Origin of the sequence: Actinomadura sp. NPDC048021 (assembly GCF_040653135.1) — a bacterium.
Lineage (GTDB): Bacteria > Actinomycetota > Actinomycetes > Streptosporangiales > Streptosporangiaceae > Spirillospora > Spirillospora verrucosospora.
This window is the reverse complement of sequence record NZ_JBEZJQ010000017.1, coordinates 93,618-113,095: the sequence shown is the minus strand read 5'-3', so window position 1 is coordinate 113,095 and position 19,478 is coordinate 93,618. Positions and strand designations below refer to the sequence as shown.

At 70.3% G+C, this 19,478-nt stretch carries 17 protein-coding genes; 3 read left to right on the top strand and 14 right to left on the bottom strand.

Annotated features, from left to right (window positions below):
- Positions 1-9: 9 nt before the first annotated feature.
- From AB0C87_RS26850 to AB0C87_RS26815, 8 genes are read right to left on the bottom strand one after another with little or no spacing between them, the layout of a single operon-like run.
- Complete coding sequence (locus tag AB0C87_RS26850; protein WP_345182758.1) at positions 10-1,302, bottom strand: MCE family protein; 1,293 nt, start codon at positions 1,300-1,302, stop codon at positions 10-12.
- Positions 1,299-2,381, bottom strand: coding sequence for an MlaD family protein (locus AB0C87_RS26845; RefSeq protein ID WP_345182759.1), 1,083 nt, complete (start codon positions 2,379-2,381; stop codon positions 1,299-1,301). Before AB0C87_RS26845 ends, AB0C87_RS26850 begins: the two co-directional genes overlap by 4 nt.
- Positions 2,381-3,466 (bottom strand): MCE family protein, encoded by a 1,086-nt coding sequence (locus AB0C87_RS26840; RefSeq protein ID WP_345182760.1) that lies wholly within the window; start codon positions 3,464-3,466, stop codon positions 2,381-2,383. The genes AB0C87_RS26845 and AB0C87_RS26840 overlap by 1 nt, the downstream gene beginning before the upstream one ends.
- Positions 3,466-4,488 (bottom strand): MCE family protein, encoded by a 1,023-nt coding sequence (locus AB0C87_RS26835; protein ID WP_345182761.1) that lies wholly within the window; start codon positions 4,486-4,488, stop codon positions 3,466-3,468. The genes AB0C87_RS26840 and AB0C87_RS26835 overlap by 1 nt, the downstream gene beginning before the upstream one ends.
- A complete protein-coding gene (locus AB0C87_RS26830) occupies positions 4,488-5,567 on the bottom strand; it encodes an MlaD family protein (RefSeq protein ID WP_360580095.1) in 1,080 nt (359 codons plus the stop codon). The genes AB0C87_RS26835 and AB0C87_RS26830 overlap by 1 nt, the downstream gene beginning before the upstream one ends.
- Positions 5,564-6,667: an MCE family protein gene (locus AB0C87_RS26825; RefSeq protein ID WP_345182764.1), complete on the bottom strand. Its 1,104-nt coding sequence runs from the start codon at positions 6,665-6,667 to the stop codon at positions 5,564-5,566. The genes AB0C87_RS26830 and AB0C87_RS26825 overlap by 4 nt, the downstream gene beginning before the upstream one ends.
- Positions 6,664-7,518 (bottom strand): ABC transporter permease, encoded by an 855-nt coding sequence (locus AB0C87_RS26820; protein WP_179846536.1) that lies wholly within the window; start codon positions 7,516-7,518, stop codon positions 6,664-6,666. Before AB0C87_RS26820 ends, AB0C87_RS26825 begins: the two co-directional genes overlap by 4 nt.
- Positions 7,518-8,321, bottom strand: coding sequence for an ABC transporter permease (locus AB0C87_RS26815; RefSeq protein WP_173392013.1), 804 nt, complete (start codon positions 8,319-8,321; stop codon positions 7,518-7,520). The genes AB0C87_RS26820 and AB0C87_RS26815 overlap by 1 nt, the downstream gene beginning before the upstream one ends.
- Before the next feature lie 322 nt (positions 8,322-8,643).
- On the opposite strand from AB0C87_RS26815, the gene AB0C87_RS26810 reads away from it, so the two are divergent.
- The 3 genes from AB0C87_RS26810 (at position 8,644) to AB0C87_RS26800 (ending at position 10,866) form a co-directional block, all read left to right on the top strand.
- Entirely contained in the window at positions 8,644-9,186 is a 543-nt protein-coding gene (locus tag AB0C87_RS26810) for a MarR family transcriptional regulator (RefSeq protein WP_353831675.1), read from the top strand.
- 333 nt (positions 9,187-9,519) lie between these two features.
- Positions 9,520-10,158 (top strand): lytic transglycosylase domain-containing protein, encoded by a 639-nt coding sequence (locus AB0C87_RS26805; protein ID WP_345182766.1) that lies wholly within the window; start codon positions 9,520-9,522, stop codon positions 10,156-10,158.
- 36 nt (positions 10,159-10,194) lie between these two features.
- Entirely contained in the window at positions 10,195-10,866 is a 672-nt protein-coding gene (locus AB0C87_RS26800; protein ID WP_345182767.1) for a helix-turn-helix domain-containing protein, read from the top strand.
- Positions 10,867-10,951: 85 nt separating this feature from the next.
- On the opposite strand, the gene AB0C87_RS26795 is transcribed toward AB0C87_RS26800, so the two are convergent.
- The 6 genes from AB0C87_RS26795 to AB0C87_RS26770 form a co-directional block, all read right to left on the bottom strand.
- A complete protein-coding gene (locus AB0C87_RS26795) occupies positions 10,952-12,115 on the bottom strand; it encodes a hypothetical protein (RefSeq protein WP_360580093.1) in 1,164 nt (387 codons plus the stop codon).
- A 105-nt stretch (positions 12,116-12,220) separates the two neighbouring features.
- The gene (locus AB0C87_RS26790) at positions 12,221-13,513 is read right to left on the bottom strand and encodes a helix-turn-helix domain-containing protein (protein WP_360580091.1); all 1,293 of its coding nucleotides are present in this window, start codon (positions 13,511-13,513) and stop codon (positions 12,221-12,223) included.
- A 251-nt stretch (positions 13,514-13,764) separates the two neighbouring features.
- The gene (locus AB0C87_RS26785; RefSeq protein ID WP_353831678.1) at positions 13,765-14,961 is read right to left on the bottom strand and encodes a helix-turn-helix domain-containing protein; all 1,197 of its coding nucleotides are present in this window, start codon (positions 14,959-14,961) and stop codon (positions 13,765-13,767) included.
- A gap of 347 nt (positions 14,962-15,308) precedes the next feature.
- Positions 15,309-16,109, bottom strand: a complete 801-nt coding sequence (locus AB0C87_RS26780) for a hypothetical protein (protein ID WP_345182772.1) — start codon at positions 16,107-16,109, stop codon at positions 15,309-15,311.
- Positions 16,110-16,598: 489 nt separating this feature from the next.
- Entirely contained in the window at positions 16,599-18,710 is a 2,112-nt protein-coding gene (locus tag AB0C87_RS26775; RefSeq protein WP_360580089.1) for a hypothetical protein, read from the bottom strand.
- Between the two features lie 80 nt (positions 18,711-18,790).
- Positions 18,791-19,474: a hypothetical protein gene (locus tag AB0C87_RS26770; protein WP_345182774.1), complete on the bottom strand. Its 684-nt coding sequence runs from the start codon at positions 19,472-19,474 to the stop codon at positions 18,791-18,793.
- Positions 19,475-19,478 lie beyond the last annotated feature (4 nt).

Sequence of the window (19,478 nt, the reverse complement as noted above, 5' to 3'; positions counted from 1 at the left end):
GGGTTGGGGTCAGTCCTTGCCCCGACGCAGTCGGGAAAGGCGGGACACCACGGGCACCGAGCCCATCATGACCCTGATCAGCACCAGAAGGGCGATGATCGGGGGAACGTACACCAGCCAGATCGGCGGTCCGCCGGGAGAGTCGCTCTCGTTCGCGGCCTTCCTGGCCTGCACGTTCCGCTGGAGGGCGGGATCGTGGGTGGGGATCGTCTCGCCCGGGTTCTTCGCCTTGTAGGGCTTCTGCTTGGTCACCGCGGGGGTGCGGCCGCCGGGGCAGGTCGGAATCCGGTTCACCGCCGGCTGCGCGCGCGGGTACTTGTACTCCAGCGTGGCGAGCCTCTTCAGCGTGACCTGGAAGACGACGTTCAGGACCGGCTGGCCCTGGTCCCTCCCGATCACGTTGTCCAGGACGACCTTGAGCTGCGGCGCCACCGCGAGCGTCTTGCGCAGGTCGTCGAGGTAGTCGGGGTCGTAGCTCCCGATGCCGAGGTTGCCGAGCATGTCCACGGCGCAGCCGAAGTCGGGGCCGGTCTGGTCGAGCAGGTCGTTGACGGTGGCGAGCAGGCCGGGGCCGCGGTCGCGCAGCTCGGCGATCTGCCCGCGCACCTGGCTGAGCGCGGCCATGAGCGCGGCCAGGTCGTCGATCCCGGCGCCGAGCGAACCGCGGTTCTGGTTCAGCACGTGGGTGATGCGGCCGAGGTCGTTGGTCAGCCCGTCCAGCAGCTCGGTGTTCTGCGCGAACGTCTGGGTGAGGTCGTCGCTCCCGTTGACGATCTGGCGGAGCGAGCCCTCGCGCCCGGCCCATCCGGCGGCCAGCTCCTGGGTGAGCACCTTGGCGTCGTCGGGGTCGATCGCCTTCAGGGTGTCGATGACGGCGCCGAACAGGTCGCCGTACTTCGGCGGGACCTTCGTCTGCGACACCGGGATGACGGTGCCGGGCTTCATCGGCGGGGCGCCGGACCTGCCCGGCCCCGGCGTCAGCTCGACCACCGGCTCGCCCACCGCGGACTTGCGCGCCGCGGCGGCGGTGACCCCCTGCGGGATCTTGACGCCGCGCTCCATGTCCAGCCGGACGACGACCTTGTCCTTCTCCAGCCGCACCGAGTCGATCTTGCCGACCCGCAGGCCGAGGTAGTCGACCTCGAAGTTCGGGTGCAGGCCCGGAGACGACTCGAACTCCACGGTGATGTGGTACGGCCGGTCGATGAAGTCGAAGCGGACGACGTTGTTGAACGCCCACACGACCATCACCGCGGCGAGCACGCCGAACGCCGCCAGGTTGATCGTCAGCCGTCTGTTCATCCGCGCGGCTCCAGGATCTTGTCGAGGTCCGGAAGGGCGCCCTGGAGCTGCTTGGGGATCTCCGGCGTCCCGGCCTTCTTCTTCTTGGGGCTCTGGCCGAGGCCCGGGAAGATCGGCGTCCCGTCCGGCCAGACGATCCGCAGCAGCGGGTACAGCAGCAGCTGGCCGTCGTAGGTGGCCCGGGGAAGCTTGTCGGTGAACTGGACCAGGCCGTCCACCAGCGCCGTGAGCCGCCTGCGGTTGCTGCCGAGCTGCTGCAGGACGGGGTCGAGGTCGCGCAGCAGCGAGCGGAACCGCTGGATCCGCCCCTCCAGCACCTTGTCGTTCAGCTCGTGGGCCGTCTTGGTGAGCTTGTCGACCATCTCGATGATCTTGTACTTGTCCTTGTTCAGCAGCCGCGTGGTGCGTTCGAGCTGCGCGGGCGTCTCGTTCAGGGCGTCGCTGCCCCGGGCGAGGGACCGGCCGAGCCGGGCGAACCGGTCGACCGACTCGCCGAGCTCGCGGCGCTGCTCGGCGAACATCCCCAGCAGCGCGTTCACCTGCGCGATCGTCTTGTTGAGCTTCTGCCCGTTGCCGTCCAGGGCGGTGGCGCCCGCGTTCACGACCGTCGCGACGTCGTTCCCGGCCAGGGCCTGGACCAGCGGCCCGGCCTGCCCGACGACCTGCTCGAACGCCGGCTGGACGCTGGTGTCGGTGATCGCCGCGCCGGTGGCGAGGAACGGGCCGCGGTCCATGCTCGCGCCGGGCGGCATCTGCAGGTCCACGTAGTTCTCGCCGAGCAGCGAGGTCACCTTGATCTCGGCCCGGGTGCCTCGCGGGATCCTGACGTCGTCCTCGATGGCCAGCGTCGCCTTCGCCCGGTAGCCGGCGAGCTCGACCTTCGTGACGGTGCCGATCGTGAGGTCGGACATCTTCACGCTGTGCCCGGCGACGAGGCCCTGCGCGTCGTCGAACGTGGCGGTCAGCGTCAGGCCGCCCTTCGGCGCGCCCGCCGTCTTGTAGGAGCAGCCGGAGACGGCGAGGGCCGCGACCGCGACGAGCACCAGCAGCAGCCGGCCGGTGAGGAGGGACCTGCCCATCAGTTGCCTCCGTTCTGCCAGGGACAGTTGGAGTTGGGTGCGGGCAGCGGGCAGTCGACGTCGTCGGAGTTCATCAGGCCCTTGAGCCAGGTCCGCAGGAACGCGTCCGTGGCGAACCGGATCTGCAGCGACTTGTTCTTCGGGTTGTAGCCGCCGATGAGCGCGTCGCTGATGCCGGGCAGCACGCGGATGAGCTGCGCCAGCTCCCTGGCGTTGCCCTTGAGGATCAGGGCCGTCCGGGTGAGGACCGCCAGGTCGTAAGGCAGGTTCCCCTTGTACTTGCGCAGCAGCTTGTCGCCGTTCTTCGCCAGCTCCAGGATGCCGCTGATCAGCTGCTGGAGCTCGCCGCGCTCGGAGCTCAGCACCTGGCTCGCGGTGCCGAAGTCGCGGATCATCGTGCCGAGGATCTGCTCGCGCCCGCGCACCACCCCGGCCAGCCGGCTGAGGTTCTGCGCGACCTCGATGAGCTCCTTGTCCTGCCCGGCGACGTTCTCGACGAGGCGGGCGCTCTGCTCCAGGGTCGCGTTGAACTCCCTGCCGTTGCCCCTCACCGTGTCGGCGGCCGTGCCGAGGGCGGTCTGCATCTTGGTCGGGTCGAGCGCGTTGGCCAGGTTGGTGAACGAGCTGAGCGCGTCGTCCACCTCGACGGGCACGTGCGTGCGCTCGATCGGGATGACGTCCGCGGTCTCCTTGGCCTCCCCCGGCTTCCACGCCGGGTGCAGGACGAGGTTGCGCTCGCCGATCAGGTTCAGCGGGACGATCGAGGCCTGCACGCCCTTCGGCAGCGGGACGTCCCGGCGCAGATGGAACGTGACCTTCACCCGGTCGCCCTGGTTCTCGACCTTGTCGACGAGCCCCACGTCGGCGCCCATCACCTTGACCTTCGACTCCTTGTAGAAGGAGCGGGCCTTCGGGACGTAGACGACCATCGTGCGCTCGCCGCCCGCGGACGGGGCGAGCGAGCAGCCGCCGAGCGAGGCGGTCAGGGCGAGGCCGAGCGCGACGGCCACGCCCCGCAGCCGGCCGCGCCCGGGGACGGAGCCGGGGCCTTCGGGGGGCCGTCCCCCCGTGCCGTCGCCGCTCATCAGTTGCCTCCCTGCGGTCGCCGCGTGGAGATCGGACCGGCCGGCTGCAGCGGGCCGAGCCCGGTGAGCAGGCCCTCGATGTACCGGCCGTTGCCCTTGAGGTTGGCGACCTGCTGGAACGTCGGGCCGAGCAGCGAGAAGTCGGTGTTCAGCGCGTCCATGTTGGGCGCGAGCCGGGTCGTCAGCAGGTGCAGGTTGTCCAGCAGGGTGTCGAGCTCCTTCTGGTTCCTGGAGATCACGTTGGACAGCGTCCGGACGGTCCGGCTGCCCTGCCCGATCGCCGCGGCCAGCTCGTTGCGGCGCCGGACGAGCGACTGGAGCAGCACCTGGCTGGCGTCGATGATCTGACGCAGCTCCTGGTCCTTGCTCGCCAGCGTCCCGGTGATCGTCTTGCTGTTCTCGATCAGCCGCTGGATCTCCGGATAGGAGTCGTTCAGCGTCCGGGACAGCTCCTGGATGTTGGCCAGGATGCGGCCCAGCTTCACCGCCCCCGGCGACTTGATCTTGTTGATCTCGGTGAGCAGCTTGTCGACGCTGCGCTGATCGAGTCTGCCGACGATGTTCTGCGCGCCCTCCAGGGCCTCCGGCACGGTGAACGGGACGCTGGTGCGCGACAGGGGGATCCGCCGCCGCGACTCCGGCACGTCCGCCAGGTAGGGCTTGGAGACCGGGCCGGACAGCCGCAGGTACCGGCCGCCGAGCAGCGTCGTCGTCTGGATGTCGGCGCGGGTCTTCGGGCCGAGGTCGATGCCGGCGTTCACGTGCCAGGAGACGATGACCCTGCCGTGGGCGAAGTCGGGCTCCACGGAGGTGATCCGGCCGGACTTCACCCCGGCGACCCGCACGTCCTGGCCCTTCTTCAGCCCGGCGGTGTCGCTGAACTCGCCGCTCATCGTGTAGCCGCGGTCGAGCAGGTGCAGCTGGCCGAGGGCGAACGCGAACACGCAGCCCGCGCCGAGCGCGGTCAGGGTGACGATCGCGACGATCTTGTGGTTGACGTCCCGGAGCGACTTCAGCGCCATCAGCCGCCACCCCCCATCAGCATCTTCCTGAGCTTGGTGAGGTCGTCCTTGCTGGGCTGCCCCGCGCCGGGCGATCTCGGCAGCTCCATCGGGAACGGGCAGGGGCCCTGCACGACGTTCAGGCAGAGCGCGTTGGTGCGCAGGTAGTGGCCGCCGTTCGCCGACGCGAACAGCTGCCGGAGGGTCAGCGGGAGCTGCTGCACCATCTTCTCCAGCTGGTCGACGTTCAGCCGGAACGTCTCGCTGAACCTGCCGAGGTTGGCGATGATGCGGGCGAGCTGCGCGTCGTTGCCGCCGAGCACCTGGTTGAGGTTGGTGGTGACGCCCGCGACCTCCACGACCGCGCTCTCCAGCAGCCTGCGGTTGTTCGCGAAGACCCGGGTCAGCGACTCCAGGTTGTCGGCGCTGGCGGCGATCTGCCGGTCCCGGGTGGCGATGGCGTCGCTCACCGTCTCGTAGTCGTCGATCATCCCCTTGATCGTCTTCTTCCGGGCCGCGAACGTCTGCAGCAGGAGGTCCAGGTTGTCGGTCAGCAGCGAGATGTTCTGCTCGTTGCCGTCCAGCGCCTGGGAGAAGGCGAACAGGATCTTGTTGAGCTGGTTCGGGTCCAGGTTGCGGGTGAGCGGGCCGAGGCTGTTGACGATGGCGCCGAGGTCCACCACCGACCTGGTGTGCGGGACGCGGTCGCCGTCGCCCAGCCTGCCCCGCTCCTTCCCGGGCTCCAGGTAGACGACCCGCTGCCCCATCACGTTCCGCCAGCGGATCGCGGCGGTGGAGTCGGAGGGCAGCCGGACCTCCTTGTCGACGGCCATCTTCACCACGGCCTTGCCGCGCACCACCTTGATGCTCTCGACCTGGCCGACGGGCGTGCCGGCCACCTTCACGGCGTCGCCCTCCAGCAGGCCGGTGACGTCGTCGAACGTGGCGGACAGGCGGTAGCGGGACGTGAAGCTCGTGCCGAGGATCTGCTGGCCGATGTAGAACGTGAGCAGCCCGGTCAGCGCCACGAACACCGTGAACTTCAGGATCGTGGTGTACTCCGGCCCGCGCGCGGTCTTGCCGCGCAGCCGCGGGCTCACGGCCGCGTCCCCGTCGCCGTGCGGCGCTGCCCGCCCTGGTTGCCGCCCGCGCCGGGGAGCGGCACGTCGAACGCGGTCGTCTTGGGCTTGACCGGGCAGACGTCGATGAGGATCTGGCAGATGTCCAGCGGGAGGTCGTCGCGCGCCTGGGCGATCAGGGTGCCCTCCGGGCCGGGGATGCGGATGATCTGCGCCAGCAGGCCGAAGAACCCGGTCAGGCTGTCGAGCAGGACCGGGACGTTGCGGCGCTGCCCGTTGAACACGCGCACGACCTCGCCGCCCGAGTCGATGATCTTGCCGATGTTGCGGCCGTGCTGCTCCAGGTTCGTGCCGACCGTCTGGCCGAGCCGCGCCGACTCGTCCAGCAGCTGGGTGACCTTGTCGGGCCGCTCGTTGACGACCTGGGAGAGCCGGTTGAAGTCCCCGGCGAACCGGGTCAGGGTGTCGCCGCGCGACTCGAACGTCCCGGACAGGCCGTTGATGTCGCTCAGCAGCGACTGGATGGCGGCCCGGTCCTTGTAGGTCGCGTCGACGACGATCGCGCCGTTGTCGATCGTGCGGCGCAGCGCCGGACCCTGTCCGGCGAGCCCGGCGCCGAACGTCTGCAGGATCGTCGCCACGTCGTCGGGGTTGATCGCCCGGGTGAGCCGGTAGGTGGGCCAGGCCGTGTCCGACAGCTCCTGCGGGTCGTTGGTCTTCGCGATGCGCCCGCCGTCCCTGAGGTAGGGGCCGGTGAGCTCGTGCGCGCCGAGGTCGAGGGCGAGGTCCTTCGGGCCGAACACCGAGACCGGCTCGACCGTCGCGACCGCCGTGTCGGCCACCTTGACGCCCTTGTCGACCCGGAGCCGGACGGTGACCCTGCCGTTGCGGTCGAGCTTGACGGCCTCGACGGCCCCGACGGCGATCCCGCGGACCTTCACGTCGGACTTGCCGGGGTCGAGCCCCTGCCCGGCGCGGCCGAACGTCGCGTCGTAGTAGGTGGAGCCCGCGTGGGACGGCGTGGAGCCGACCGCGACGAACGCCGCGGCCGCCGCGATGACGCCCGCCCCGACCAGCCCGAAGACCGTCCGGGAGCGGCTCGACATTGATTCGTCGCTCATCCGGTCAGCCTCACCGTGCTGCCGTGGCCCCAGAAGATGTACGACAGGACCAGGTTCATCAGGATCATCAGGATGGTCGACTCCCGGATGGCGCGGCCGGCGGCGACGCCGACGCCGACCGGGCCGCCCGCCGCGTAGTAGCCGCGGTAGCAGTGGATGAACATGATGATGAAGGCGAACACCGCGACCTTGATGACGCTGTAGAACACGTCGATCGGCGGAAGGTAGAGGTGGAAGTAGTAGTCGTAGATGCCGGGCGACAGGCCGAAGTACTGGATCGTGATGAACCTCGTGGCGAAGAACGCCATGAACAGCGAGACCAGGTACAGCGGCACCAGCGCGATGACGCCCGCGGCGACCCTGGTGCACACCAGGTAGGCCAGCGAGTTGATGCCCATGACCTCCAGCGCGTCGATCTCCTCCGAGATCCGCATCGCGCCGATCTCGGCGGTGAACCCGGTGCCGACCTGGGCGACCAGCGCGACGCCCGCGATGATCGGGGTGACCTCGCGGACGTTGGAGTAGCTCGCGACCAGGCCGGTGAACGCCTCGGCGCCGATGCGCTCCAGCCCGGGGTAGCCCTGGAGGCCGACCATGGCGCCGGTGGCGAGCGACATCGTCGCGATCACGAAGATCATGCCGCCGCCGATGACGAGCGCGCCCACGCCGACGGTGATGTCGCTGACCTGCTTGGCGAGGGTCTTGCCGTACTTGCGCCGGATGATGATGTCGAACAGCAGGTGGTACAGGACCCGGCCGAGGAACACCGGCAGGTCGGCCGACGCGGCGAGGCCCGCGGTGCGGCCCCTGACGGCGCGGCCCAGCTTGCGGACGGGGGATATGGCGACCATCAGAACCTCGGGGGGAAGAGGACCTGGTAGATCATGGTGAGGATGTAGTTCGTCGCGAACACCACGATCGAGGTGACGACCACGGCCCGGTTCACCGCGCGGCCGACGCCGACGGGGCCGTAGTCGCAGTTCATGCCCATGTAGCAGGCGACCGCGGCGGCGATGAATCCGAACACCCACGCCTTGAACAGCGTGATCATCAGGTCCGAGAACTGCAGCAGGGTGGTGGCGCCGTCGAAGAACGCGCCGGGGCTGACGCCCTGCTGGATGACGTTGAAGTAGTACCCGCCGATGACGCCCGCGAGGATCACCACCGAGCAGAGCAGTCCGGACACCGTGCTCGCCGCCCACAGCCTGGGGGTGACCAGGCGGTGGATCGGGTTGATGCCCATGACCTCCATCGCCGCGAGTTCGTCGCGGATGTTGCGGGCCCCCATGTCGGAGGTGATGGCCGATCCGCCCACGCCGGAGACCAGCAGGGCCGCGGCCAGCGGCGCCACCTGCTGGATCATCGCCGCGGTGAGCAGCGCGCCGGTGCCCGACTGCGCGCCGAGCTGCCGGGCGATGTCGCCCACCTGGAGCGAGATGGTCGCGCCGAGCGGCACGGCGATGAGCATGACCGGCACGCTCGTGACGCGTGCGAGGAACCAGCACTGTTCGACGAATTCGCCCCACCACTGGCGCAGGTCCCAGGTGCGGCGCAGCCCCTCCAGGAGGGTCACGCACAGCAGTCCGGTCTCGTCGAGTGCTCTCCCGACGCGTCTGCGTGCCAGGTCCGGGGCCTTGGTCAGGCTCAGGGCCATCAGCCGGTGCCCTCCCCCGGGGCGGGGTTGAGAAGGGTCACTCCAGCCTCCTTCGTGCTCGGACGTCGGCGCCCATCCGAAACACCGGATCCTGCCGGTACCGCGGGGGCGCCCTCGTCATGCTCGTTCGCGCGCCACAGCGGTCTCGGCCGAGACCGGTACCACAGGCGACTCCGCGCACCCTCCAGAGCACACGGGCTCCGCCTGTGATTTGAGGCACTCTATTGGAAGAAGGTCTAAGAAGCGAGTACTTACATCTGGTTTTGTCCGAAGCTACGATCAGCCGGTGCAGACCGAGGCGCGACGAGGCGTAGAAGACGAGATGGACGACGGCGTGGACCCGCTGGTCATGGGCGTGCGCGACCGCTGGGAAGGCCAGGGGCTGCTCGGCGATCCGTGGCCGTTCCTGGCGATCTGTTCGGTCGGGCGGCTCAACCAGCTGCTCAAGAAGGCCCTGGACGTGGAGCTGAAGCGGCTGGACCTCACCCGGACCGGCTACTTCCTGCTGACCACGCTCGCGCTCACCGTCCACGGGCGGGCCCGGCTGAGCGCGCTCGGCCGGATCCTGATGATGCACCCGACGACGGTGAAGCTCACCGTCGACCAGCTGGAGGCGGCCGGGCTCGTCGGCCGGACCCCGCATCCCCGCGACCGGCGCGCCACGCTCGTCGAGATCACCGCGGCGGGACGGGAGCGGGCCAACGAGGTGAGCATGGCGCTGGAGGCGCCCGGAGGCGCGCTCGCGGCGTTCGACGGGATGCACCGCGAGCTGTTCGAGGCGCTGCAGCCCGCGCGCCTGGCCGCCGGCGACGTGGAACTGCTGAACCCCGCCGGGGAGCGCGGCCGTGGACGTCGGGCCGGGTGAACCGGGTATCGTCCGGCCTGCGTACTTGCTCTTCGAGAGCACCACACCCGGGCGATAAGGCAGTCTTCTCCTATGCCACAGAGTCACGGCACACGCAGACGTCCCGCCGAGGAAACCGGAGGCGCTCAGGGGGGCGCGGGGAGTCGTCGCGGCTCCAGGAGGGCCGGTACGAGGCGCGCCACGCGCGTTCCGGAGCCGCGCACGTCCGCTGACGCCCGCGGCACGGGAGGACCCCACGGACCGGATCCGTCGGAGCCGGACGACCCCCGCGGCCCGTACGAGGAGCCGGAGACCTTCCGGGAGCCGCGCGAGGGCGGGCGCCGCGTCCGGCGGGTGCTCACCAGCAACGTCACCATCACGATCGTGGCGATCGGCGCGATCGGCGGTGCGCTGACGGTCGTCGACCTCGGCAGCTTCGTCGACGACGCCAGCGAGCCGCCCAAGGCCGCGGGCGCGGGGCTGTCCACCAACGACATGCTCGCGAAGCTGACCTCGGCGTCCGACATGGACAAGGTCGCGGCCGACGCGGTCGCCGTCGCCAAGGAGCGCGCCTACAAGGAGCACCAGCGCGAGCTGAAGCGGCTCAAGGAGAAGGCCAAGCGGGACGCGGCGGCACGGGCGAAGCTCAAGGCGGAGCAGGAGCGCGAGCGGCTCGCCAAGTCGAACCCGAGCGCCGGGCAGAACAAGGCGTACGGCAAGAAGATGAACGAGCTCAAGGGATGGGGCCGATGCTGGCCGTCCCTGCTGACGCTGTGGAACCACGAGAGCGGCTGGAACGAGCGGGCCGAGAACCCCTCCAGCGGCGCCTACGGCATCCCCCAGGCCCTGCCCGGCTCCAAGCTGGCCAGCGCGGGCGCCGACTGGCGCACGAGCTCCCCCACCCAGATCGCATGGGGGCTCGGCTACATCAAGGCGCGCTACAAGGACCCGTGCCTCGCCTGGGACTGGTGGCAGGCGCACAACTGGTACTGAGCCCACCGGGGCGGCCCGGCCTGGCACCATGGGGGGATGCGGACGAGCAGGGCGCGCCGCGCCGGCGACGAGCGGGCGAACGGCACGGGTGAGGGCGCCGGGGCCGAGGGCGGCGGGAGCCGCCAGTGGGCCCGCGCCGACGCGACCCGCCAGGCGCTGCTGACCGCGGCGCTGCGGGTCTTCGCCGACCGCGGCTACGCCGACGCGGGCATCGCCGAGATCGTGGAGCGGTCCGGCATCAGCGTCGGCAGCCTCTACCACCACTACGGCGGCAAGGCCGGCCTCTACGTGGCGCTGTGGGAGGACCTCACCGAGGAGCAGGAGGCGAGCGCCGCGCAGGCGGTGTCCGCCGCCCGCAAGGACGGCGAGTCCGACCCGATCGCGCTGTTCATCGCGGGCGCCCGCGCCTACCTGCGGGTGTGCTGGGAGCGGCGCGAGGCCGCCCGGCTGTTCCTCGCCGGGGAGGGCCCGTCCGGGTCGTCGCTGATGCGGCGCAGCCGCGCCCAGCACTGGATCGCGCAGAACACCAAGCTGCTGCGCGGCCCGTCCGGCGACGCGCCCGCCGGACGTCCCGAGCAGGTGCTGAGCCTGGTGCTCACGACGGTGATCGGCGAGGCCGGGCGGGAGATCGCGACCGCGGAGAACGAGGCGGAGGCGGCCGAGATCATCGACGAGGTCTGCCGGATCCTGATCCGCCTGGCCCGCTGACCTCCTGGCCCGCTGACCTCCTGGCGCAGGGCCCCCGCCGGCGCCATGGCGGACTCCGGAAGCCGTGTCCCGGCGGACGCGGTGGTCAGGGGCGGGCGGTGTGGACCCGGCGGACGGAGAGCCGGATCGGGGGGACCGGCTGGAGCGGGCGCGGGTGCCGGGCGCGGGCGGGCTGCGGCGGGAGCGTGCGGAGCCGGGCCGCGGTGGGGCGCTTGTCCGCGACCCGCGAGCCGGCGGCGCGCAGGCGGCGGCGCGCGGCGAGCGGGACACGGCCGTCGGAGCGCCGGATCAGCCGCATCCGGAGCAGCAGGAGCACCACCCCGGCCGCCAACGCGGCGAGGAACCCCGCCTGGAGCGCGGTCAACTCCTCGATGGTGAACGGCTCCGGGGGCAGCCTGTGCAGGTTCGACACCGGGACGAGCGGCCCGGAGTCGGGCGCGATCTGCGGGGACTCGGCGGACACGATCGGCGGCAGCGCCACCTGCGGTCCGGTCATCCCGGCCAGGGGGTCGGAGTCCGGCGGGGTCAGCGGCGGGACGCCGGGCGTCGTCGGGCTGATCCCCGGCGGCAGCGCCCCGGACCCGGATGTGATGATCAGCTTGTAGCTGCGGGACACGCTCCTGGCACGGGCCGCCGAGACGGCCGCACGCAGGGTGATCACGCCGGGCTTCGCACCGGACGGGGCCCGCACGGTCGCGATCGCGGAGGCGCCGCCGGATCCGACACTGCCGAGGGACTGCGCCCCGGGACCGACCGTGGCGCCCGAGGCCGACATCCGCAGGACGATCCCGTTCGCGGTGGCGTTCGCCGACGCCACCCGCACGGTCGCGGTGATCGAGCCGCCGGGCCGCATCGTCGCCGCCGACACCGTCAGCCCCAGGGACAGGACCGGCGTCCTGGGCTTGCCCGGGCCGGTCGGCGGCTTCGTCGGCGGATGAGTGGGCGGCTTCGTGGGGGGATTGGTCGGCGGCTTCGTCGGCGGGTCGGTCGGCGGATCCGTCGGCGGGTCGGTCGGCGGGTCGGTGGGCGGATCCGTCGGCGGATCAGTGGGCGGGTCGGTCGGCGGATCCGTCGGCGGATCAGTGGGCGGATCCGTCGGCGGATCCGTCGGCGGGTCGCTCGGCGTTTCGGTGACGGTGGTGGTCGGCGTGGGGGTCGGCTCGTCCGCGAGAACCGGATGGACGCCCACCATGCCGATGAGCGTCACCGCTCCGAATCCGGCCAGGAGCGAAGCCGATCGTGAACGCACCCCGAACGCACCTCCACCGCATTACGGTTATTCCGCCGAATTGCATTGGATTGGATGGAAGCATGCGGCGATTCGGGGAATCAACCCCGCAGGTCAAGGTTCGTTTCAGGTGCTCAATTCGCGCCGAGCGGCTATTGGACGATTGTCAACCGGTGCTCGTTCCCGCGCGGCGACGCCATCCCACGCGGCGCTCGTGCCGGGCGGCCGCGCGGAGCGTGCGCGCAACCGCGTCGCACGCAGCACGGCCTCGATCGCGAAGCGCGCCTCGCGGTCGGTCAGCCGGTCGCCCAGGACTCCTTCGACCTGCCGCATCCGGTAGCGGACGGTCTGCGGGTGGATGCCGAGCTCCCTGGCGATGTCGTTGGCGGTGCCGCGGGTCACCAGCCAGGCGTGCAGGGTCTCCAGCAGGCGGTCGCGCTGCCGGGGGCTGAAGCCGTCCATCCCACCGAGGTGGCGGTGCGCGAGCTGGTCGACGAGGGCCTGGTCGGAGAGCAGCCAGAGGGTGATGAGGTGCTCCTCGCAGTCGATCACCGGGGCGTCCTCCAGCACACCGGTCTCGACCAGGCCGAGGGCGCACCGCGCCCAGCGCAGCGAGTCGGCGACGCCCGCGATCGGCACGGTGAGGCCGATGACGAGCTGCCTGTCGGGCAGGACGCGGAGCAGGGATCGCCGGCGCTCCGGGGTCGGCCTTCCGGGAACGACCAGGAACGGCTGGGTGGCGGTGAGGTCGGCGAGGACGTCCTTGTCCAGGAGGGCCCGGACGTACCGGGCGCCGGGCGGGGCCACGACGGCGGTCGCCTCGTCCGGCAGCGTCCATCCGGCCCGTTCGGCGGCCTCGGCCAGGACGCGGGACGACACGTCGCGGCGGAGCAGGAGCTCCAGCAGGCGGCGGCGGTGCGCCTCCGCCTCGCCGTCCGGGCGGGCGTCCAGGTAACCCTCCAGCGCGAGCGCGGCCAGTTCGTCGATGTAGGCGAACAGCGCGTCGGCGAGCTGGGCCATCACCTCGGGCGACAGTCGCCGGCGCGGCCCGACCTTCATGATGCGCCGCCACGCGACCTGGACGCCGATGCGCAGCGCGGCCTGGAGGGTGTCGAGCGTCCGGCCCTCCTGGGCCTCGAAGCGGCCGAGCCTGCGGTAGGTCTCCTGATGGCGCACGCTCGGTTCCAGCGGGTTGGCGACCCGGTCGACGAAGTCCGTCAGGGCACGGTCGACTCCGATGCGCAGTGCCTCGACGTAGGGCCCCTTGAGGGGACGCCCGTACTCGGGGATCGAACGGCGCACCTCGTCGATGATCTCCCCGGCGAGGCTGGGCAGTTCCGGGCGCATCAGCACGGCGAGCCGGCGCGGCAGCCGGCTCGGGCGACTCGCCGACTCCCGTGTCAACGTCTGCTGTGCCATGGGGTCGGCACACCTCCAGACACCGCCATCGCGGACGAGGGGTGTTCCGGGCGGGGCACCCGGTCGTCCGGATGATCGGCCATATGGCGTCAACACCGAGGGCGGCCGAGCGGGGACCCTGCGCACCCTCTGCATTCTGTGAGCTGAAACACGTCGAACTTAGATCATACGAAATCCGGCAAGGTAAAGGGAAGGTAAATTCAGCAGGCAGTGGCACCGCAGTCACATTCAGCGCCCAATAGGGGCCGGTCTCATTTCAGCGCGGAGCCACGCTCCCGCAACCGGTACGCGCGCAGCACCGCGTCCAGCGCGAAACGCGCCGCCGGGTCGGCGAGCTGCCGGTCGAATTCCGCGCTGATCTGCCGCATCCGGTACCGGACGGTCTGCGGGTGAAGCCGGAGCCTCTGCGCCGCCTCCACCGCGTTTCCTTGCGCGTCCAGCCACGCGCACAGGGTTTCGGTCACGCGCATACGCCGGGTGCGCGGCATTTCCGCCAACGCGCCCAGTTCCCGGCGGGCGAGCTGGTCGAGCAGCGGCCCGTCCGAGAGCAGCCACAGCTCCAGCAGGTGCCGCTCGCACAGCGTGGGGCCGCCGTCCTCCAGGCAGCCCGCCTCCACCAGCGCCAGCGCCCGCCGCGCCCAGCGCAGCGAGTCGGCCGCCTCCCCCAGCGGGACGGTCAGCCCCACCGCGGAGCGGCGCTCGGGCAGAGCGCGGCTCAGCATCGCCGCGCGCTCCGGGCCGTATCCGCCGGGGATCAGCAGATGGGGCTCGGCGTCCGCGAGGTCGACGAGCACGTCGCGGTCCATCGCCTCCCGGACGCACCGTGCGCGCGCCGGCATCGCGACCATCGTCACCGTGGGGGGCACCGCCCAGCCGGCGGCCTCGGCGGCCTCGGCGAGCGCGCCGCTCGCCGCGCCGGGCCCGAGCACCATGCGCAGCAGGCGCCGGTGGTCGCCGGGCAGCTCGTCGGCGGACGACCGGACCTCCAGGTAGCCCTCGACCGACAGGGAGGCCAGCTCGTCGATGTAGGCGAACAGCGCCTCGGCCAGCCGCGTCGTCACCTCCGCGGGCAGCCGCCGCGCCCGCGCCACGGCCGCCACCCGCCGCCACGCGACCTGCACCCCGACCCTGTAGGCCGCCTGCAGCGCGTCCAGCGTGCGCCCCTGGTAGGCCTCGCTGCGACCGAGTTCCCGGCACAGCTCGTCGCGCCGCTCGTAGCCGTCGACGCCGCCCGAGACCTGGTCGACGAAGGCCGCCATGGCCTGCTCGACGGTGATCCGGTACGCGGACGGTTCCGGCATCCCCTGCCGGGCGTACTCGGGAACCGACCGCTGGACCTCCTCGAGGATCTCCTCGGCCAGCGAGGGCAGCTCGGCACTCAGAATGGCGATGACCTGTGGCGGGAGAGCTCCGGGACGCCCCCCTCCCCCAACGAGGGCCCTCGTCATTCGCTCCTCCGCTCGCACCGTTCAAGAAAAGCCTCGACAAAATGTAACCCACATCACGGCCGCCGCACATCATTACGGAGGAGATCGCGCGTCCGAATGGCCGCGGCACTCACTGGCCGACAAAAATGGCCGGATTGAATGATCAATGGGAGACAATCCGGAGAGGCAGTGACCCCCGGCCGTTGACGCCCGGCCGCCCCCGGGCCGCCGATCACATCCGCACGCCATCCGAAACTGTCGGCACAATTCCGTCATTACGCGACGCAACGACTGTCCCTCACCGCAGTCACGGCGGTGCCGTGCCCGCGGGATCGCCGCGGACACGGCACGGTCGAACGGGCTCGGCTTCAGAGCTGGCTGTAGTTCTTCGACACGAGGTACTCGTTCTGGATCATCGTGTTCTTGCCGGCCGCCGAGGGGAATCCACCCACCTGGTTGACCAGCCAGTCGGCGATGCCGCCGCCGAACACGCACCCCTTGGCGCCGGGCACCGCGAACGAGTTGCCGACGTGCTTGGCCTGCAGCACCGGCGGCGTCGAGTCCGGCCGCGCGATCGAGAGACCCTCGCCGGTGATGGGCGTGTTGGGGGCCGGAGGGCTGGTGGTCCCCGTGGTGAGGCTCACCCTGATCGGGTTGCTGTTGGTGCCGACCGTGCAGTTGCTTCCGAGGAACGGGTTGATGAGCCGGACCTTCAGCCCGATGTTGATCTCGAAGCTGCTGCTGACCGGCATCTCGAAGACGCCGGCGTACTCGACCTTGGCGTACACGGCCGACAGGAGCGGGTCACCGAACAGGCCGGGCTGGACGAGCATCTTCGGGGCGTTGATCGCGCCGAAGACCGTCTTGGTCTCGAAGGTGCTGGGGTTGAAGGTGTTCGCCCACGTGATCCTGATCGGCTGCTCGATCTTCTGGTCGAAGTTGCCGACCTTGAACGTGCCGCTGGTGACCACACCCACCCAGCACTGCGAGTAGTCCGGCGACGCACCGTCCGGGAGGGGCGGGCAGTCGGAGAAGCTGAAGCTCGACGGGATCGGGTCCGGGTTGGCCGCCGAAGCGGGGGAAGCCAGGCCGAAGCTGAGCAGCGCAGCACCGAGCACGGCGGGAAGCGCCAGCCGGGAACTGCTTCTCCGGAAACGAATCGACTTCACCGGTTCGTCCTTTCTTCTTGCCGGGAGAAACGGGCACAGAGCGCCGGGCAGCCACAGTGTGATCCCAGCCGACGCGGAACCGTGAAGCGGATCCTCGATGAGAAAGATCCTCGATTCCCAATGGGAGAGTAATACTGAAACAATGCCGGTTCAATACACCGCGACGCACGAGCATGGAGATTTTCTCGCCTTGTAAGCGAATAGCAATGACGGCGGCCCGGGAGTGGCCGGTATTGTCATCGACCGCAGATCGCCGGGAGCGTCGGCCCTTCACCCGGACTCGTTCGTCCCGTCTGCTTCATATGGCGGAGAGCCAGAGGAGTCACCGTACTCGCCGCAGGCCGGCGACGGCCTGCAGCGAGCCGGTCTGGCCCTGCCGTCGCCCGGGGTGGTGCAGGCAACGATGCGGCCAGTCCTGGAGGGCCCGGGGACTTCCGGCGCGATTCAGATCGCGCCGGAACGAGAGGCCCATGGCGATGGGAGGTTCGGTCAGGGGGAGGTGATCCGCTGAGTGGGACGGAAGACGAAATCGCCCTTGTATGAATTGAAGACGCTGAGGAAGTCCGTGAACCCGGGGATCTCGCACGTCGAGTCCCCCGACGGCATCAACGTATGTGAATTCATGGAGAAGGTCCCGTTGTCATAGGAGCCTTCGAGAAGCCCAGGAGCCTCACGCTGCCCCGGGAGGAAGATTCTCCCCAGGTTGTGGGAGATCCGCAGCGTACAACGCCTCCCTCCGCCGGTGTCCACGGTCGCGTCGAGCAGCACGCCGTTGATCTTCATCGCCGGCCGGCCGGTCGCCGCGTCGATGGTCATGTTCAGCCACAGCGAGCCGTCCTGCGTGACCTTGTCCGCCACCTGGTAGACGGTGCCGTCCGACGCTTCCACCTCGCAGCCGTCGAGGGACATGTCGCCCTTGCCCAGCCTGAAGCGCGACTGCCAGTGCCCCCGTTCGAGGTCGAGCCGCATGGTCGCCGACTCGCACCTGAACTCCGCGTTGTCCCCGGCGTACCCCAGGGTGAACGGTTTCGCGACCGCGGTGACGACCCCGCCCGGATCCACGGTGAAGGTCTGAGGAAGCGCGCCCGCGCCGTCCACGCAGCGGTTACCAGTGGTGACCTCGCACCAGAGTCCCGATTCGAGTCCCGCGTAGTTTCCCGCCCCGGAGACACTCGCGGTAAGGATCGGGCTGAGATCTTCGGTCACTCCGCAACCGGAGAAGGAGGGGATCGTGACGTTCTGGGCGATCAGCGGCTGCCCGCTTTCGTACTGAGTCGTCCCCGTTCTCAGCGTCCCCATGAATCCAGTCGCGGAAAGCGCGGTGGGGCTTGTCATGCATTTGTTGCCGAGATCGAGGGGAACTCCGTTGACCTCGGCCTTGCCCGCTTTGATGCGCACGTATGCACTGGCTTTGAGTTGTTGCTGGTCGACGGTCGGACCCGAAATATCGAGTTCGGTCGACAGCTGCTGGAGAATCCGCATGTTGCCTGTGATCGGGCCGGACCCGCCTGCCCGCGGGGAACCGACCTGAACGGCTTCCGCCACCGCGCGTGTCGGCATGAAGCCGAAACCCAGCATCGTGGCGGGGGTTGGATAGGTGCGGTTGACGAAGTATCCGCGAAAATCCGTCCAGTTCGGCCCGAAGAAAATATTCCCCATATAGCTTTCAGTCAGCGCCCGAACATTGTTCTCGAAAGCAACGGGAGCGGCGTTCCCGACCTTTTTGATGTTGAAGAACCCCGTCGCCTTGAGGCAGTACATCAGTCCATCACCGGTGTCGGCGTTCAGGCCGTCCGGATTTTCCGGGGACTCGAAGATCTTCGCCAGTTCGGGATCGTCGCTGATGGCGTACCGCGGATCCTGCCCCCGGGCAGGGATCAGCTTGCACAACTTCTCCGGAGAGGCGGTGGGCCGACGGGGCGCCGCGCTCGACGCGCCGGGGATCGCCGGCTCGTTCCCCCGCCCCACCCGCAGGCGTCCGAGTACCGGCGCCTTCTCCGCCGCACAGCGCAGCTTCAGTTCGGCCGCGTCCTTCCCCGTCGCCGCGTCGCCCGGCACCAGCGACAGGCCCACTGCCCCGGCAGACCATGAGAGCTCGCCCGGCGCTTCGGGGACCAGCGGGGGCGCCACCCCGCTCCCGGTCAGGTGCACGGCCCCGTCACCCCGTGGCGGTGCGGCCGCCAGGGCGAAGGCCGGCCACCCGGCGCGCCCGTCGCCGCCCGGCCCGTGGACCGCGACCTGGATCTCCGCGACCCCTCCGAGCGCGGGGGAAGGCGTGGGCGACGGGGCGACGCTCGTCGCCGGTGGTGTCGACGCCCCGGCGGGGGAAGCCGCCGACATCCTTTTCACCACCTCGGGCGGGAGACCGATGTCGATCTTGATGGTGCCCAGCTGGACCGGCTGGCCGACGGTCCCGGTCGACGGGACGGTCGTTTCGATCCGCAGCGCCACATCGTGCGTTCCGGACTCGCCGGAGCAGACAAGCCCCATGTCGACGCCGATGTCCGCGATCGCCGCCGGGACCGCCACCAGTGCGCCGCCACTCACGGCGAGGCCCGCGACCGCCGCGATCCGCGCGACACCTCGGAACGTCCGATGCATTTCACATCCTTGATCGACGGGGAACCGCACCCGGGCGGCGAGCGCCCGGGTGCGGCTTCGGTCAGAGGCGTGCTCTCACGTCACGTGCGAACGACGGTCGGGCCCTCCTTGGCCGTGGAGTTGACACCCCTCAGTTTGATCACGCCGGCGAGCGTGGCCGTGTCGCCGTTCTTCACGATGTTGGTGGGGCACGTCGCGGAGACGCTGGTCGCGACGAGGTTGTTGGTGGACCCGAACGGCAGCGAGAGGGTACTGGCGGCCCCGGCGCTCGTCGGGTTGGTGTGCGTACCGTTGATGAACCCGTTGGTGCTGGTCGATCCCTGGAACGTCGCGGAGCACGGGATGCTGGGGATGTTCACCACGATCCTGACGCCGCTCAGCCGGCCGGGGGTGGCGCCCGAAGAGGTCAGGCCCGTGGTGGAGAGGGACCACGGCAGGTTCTGGGGCGTCACCGTGGCGACCTGGCTGGAGACCGTGCAGTTGCTGAACGTCAGACCGGTCACCGAGCCGACGGGGTCCACGACGCCGGTGCCGACCTTCACCGTTCCGGTGGCCGTCAGGGCCTTCGCAGCGCCGGTGTCGACGCAGGTCAGGACCCCGCCACTACTGCTGGCGGCCGCGACGGAGCCGCTGTTCTCTCCGGTGACGGCCTGGGTGGAGGGCGAGGGCACGCCGGGCATGGTGACGTTGATACCGGCCGCCCAGGCGGGGGTCGCGGTGAGAGCGGCGGCGGTGGCCGTGACCGCGGTGACGGTCAGAGCCATTTTC

Bases quoted from the DNA above. Each gene is read 5' to 3' on its own strand.
- AB0C87_RS26800 (WP_345182767.1), top strand. From the start codon at position 10,195: ATGCGGACGAGCAGGGCGCGCCGCGCCGGCGACGAGCGGGCGAACGGC.
- AB0C87_RS26785 (WP_353831678.1), bottom strand. From the start codon at position 14,961: ATGACGAGGGCCCTCGTTGGGGGAGGGGGGCGTCCCGGAGCTCTCCCG.
- AB0C87_RS26850 (WP_345182758.1), bottom strand. From the start codon at position 1,302: ATGAACAGACGGCTGACGATCAACCTGGCGGCGTTCGGCGTGCTCGCC.
- AB0C87_RS26840 (WP_345182760.1), bottom strand. From the start codon at position 3,466: ATGAGCGGCGACGGCACGGGGGGACGGCCCCCCGAAGGCCCCGGCTCC.
- AB0C87_RS26810 (WP_353831675.1), top strand. From the start codon at position 8,644: ATGGACGACGGCGTGGACCCGCTGGTCATGGGCGTGCGCGACCGCTGG.
- AB0C87_RS26845 (WP_345182759.1), bottom strand. From the start codon at position 2,381: ATGGGCAGGTCCCTCCTCACCGGCCGGCTGCTGCTGGTGCTCGTCGCG.
- AB0C87_RS26790 (WP_360580091.1), bottom strand. From the start codon at position 13,513: ATGGCACAGCAGACGTTGACACGGGAGTCGGCGAGTCGCCCGAGCCGG.
- AB0C87_RS26825 (WP_345182764.1), bottom strand. From the start codon at position 6,667: ATGAGCGACGAATCAATGTCGAGCCGCTCCCGGACGGTCTTCGGGCTG.
- AB0C87_RS26820 (WP_179846536.1), bottom strand. From the start codon at position 7,518: ATGGTCGCCATATCCCCCGTCCGCAAGCTGGGCCGCGCCGTCAGGGGC.
- AB0C87_RS26815 (WP_173392013.1), bottom strand. From the start codon at position 8,321: ATGGCCCTGAGCCTGACCAAGGCCCCGGACCTGGCACGCAGACGCGTC.
- AB0C87_RS26770 (WP_345182774.1), bottom strand. From the start codon at position 19,474: ATGGCTCTGACCGTCACCGCGGTCACGGCCACCGCCGCCGCTCTCACC.
- AB0C87_RS26775 (WP_360580089.1), bottom strand. From the start codon at position 18,710: ATGCATCGGACGTTCCGAGGTGTCGCGCGGATCGCGGCGGTCGCGGGC.
- AB0C87_RS26835 (WP_345182761.1), bottom strand. From the start codon at position 4,488: ATGGCGCTGAAGTCGCTCCGGGACGTCAACCACAAGATCGTCGCGATC.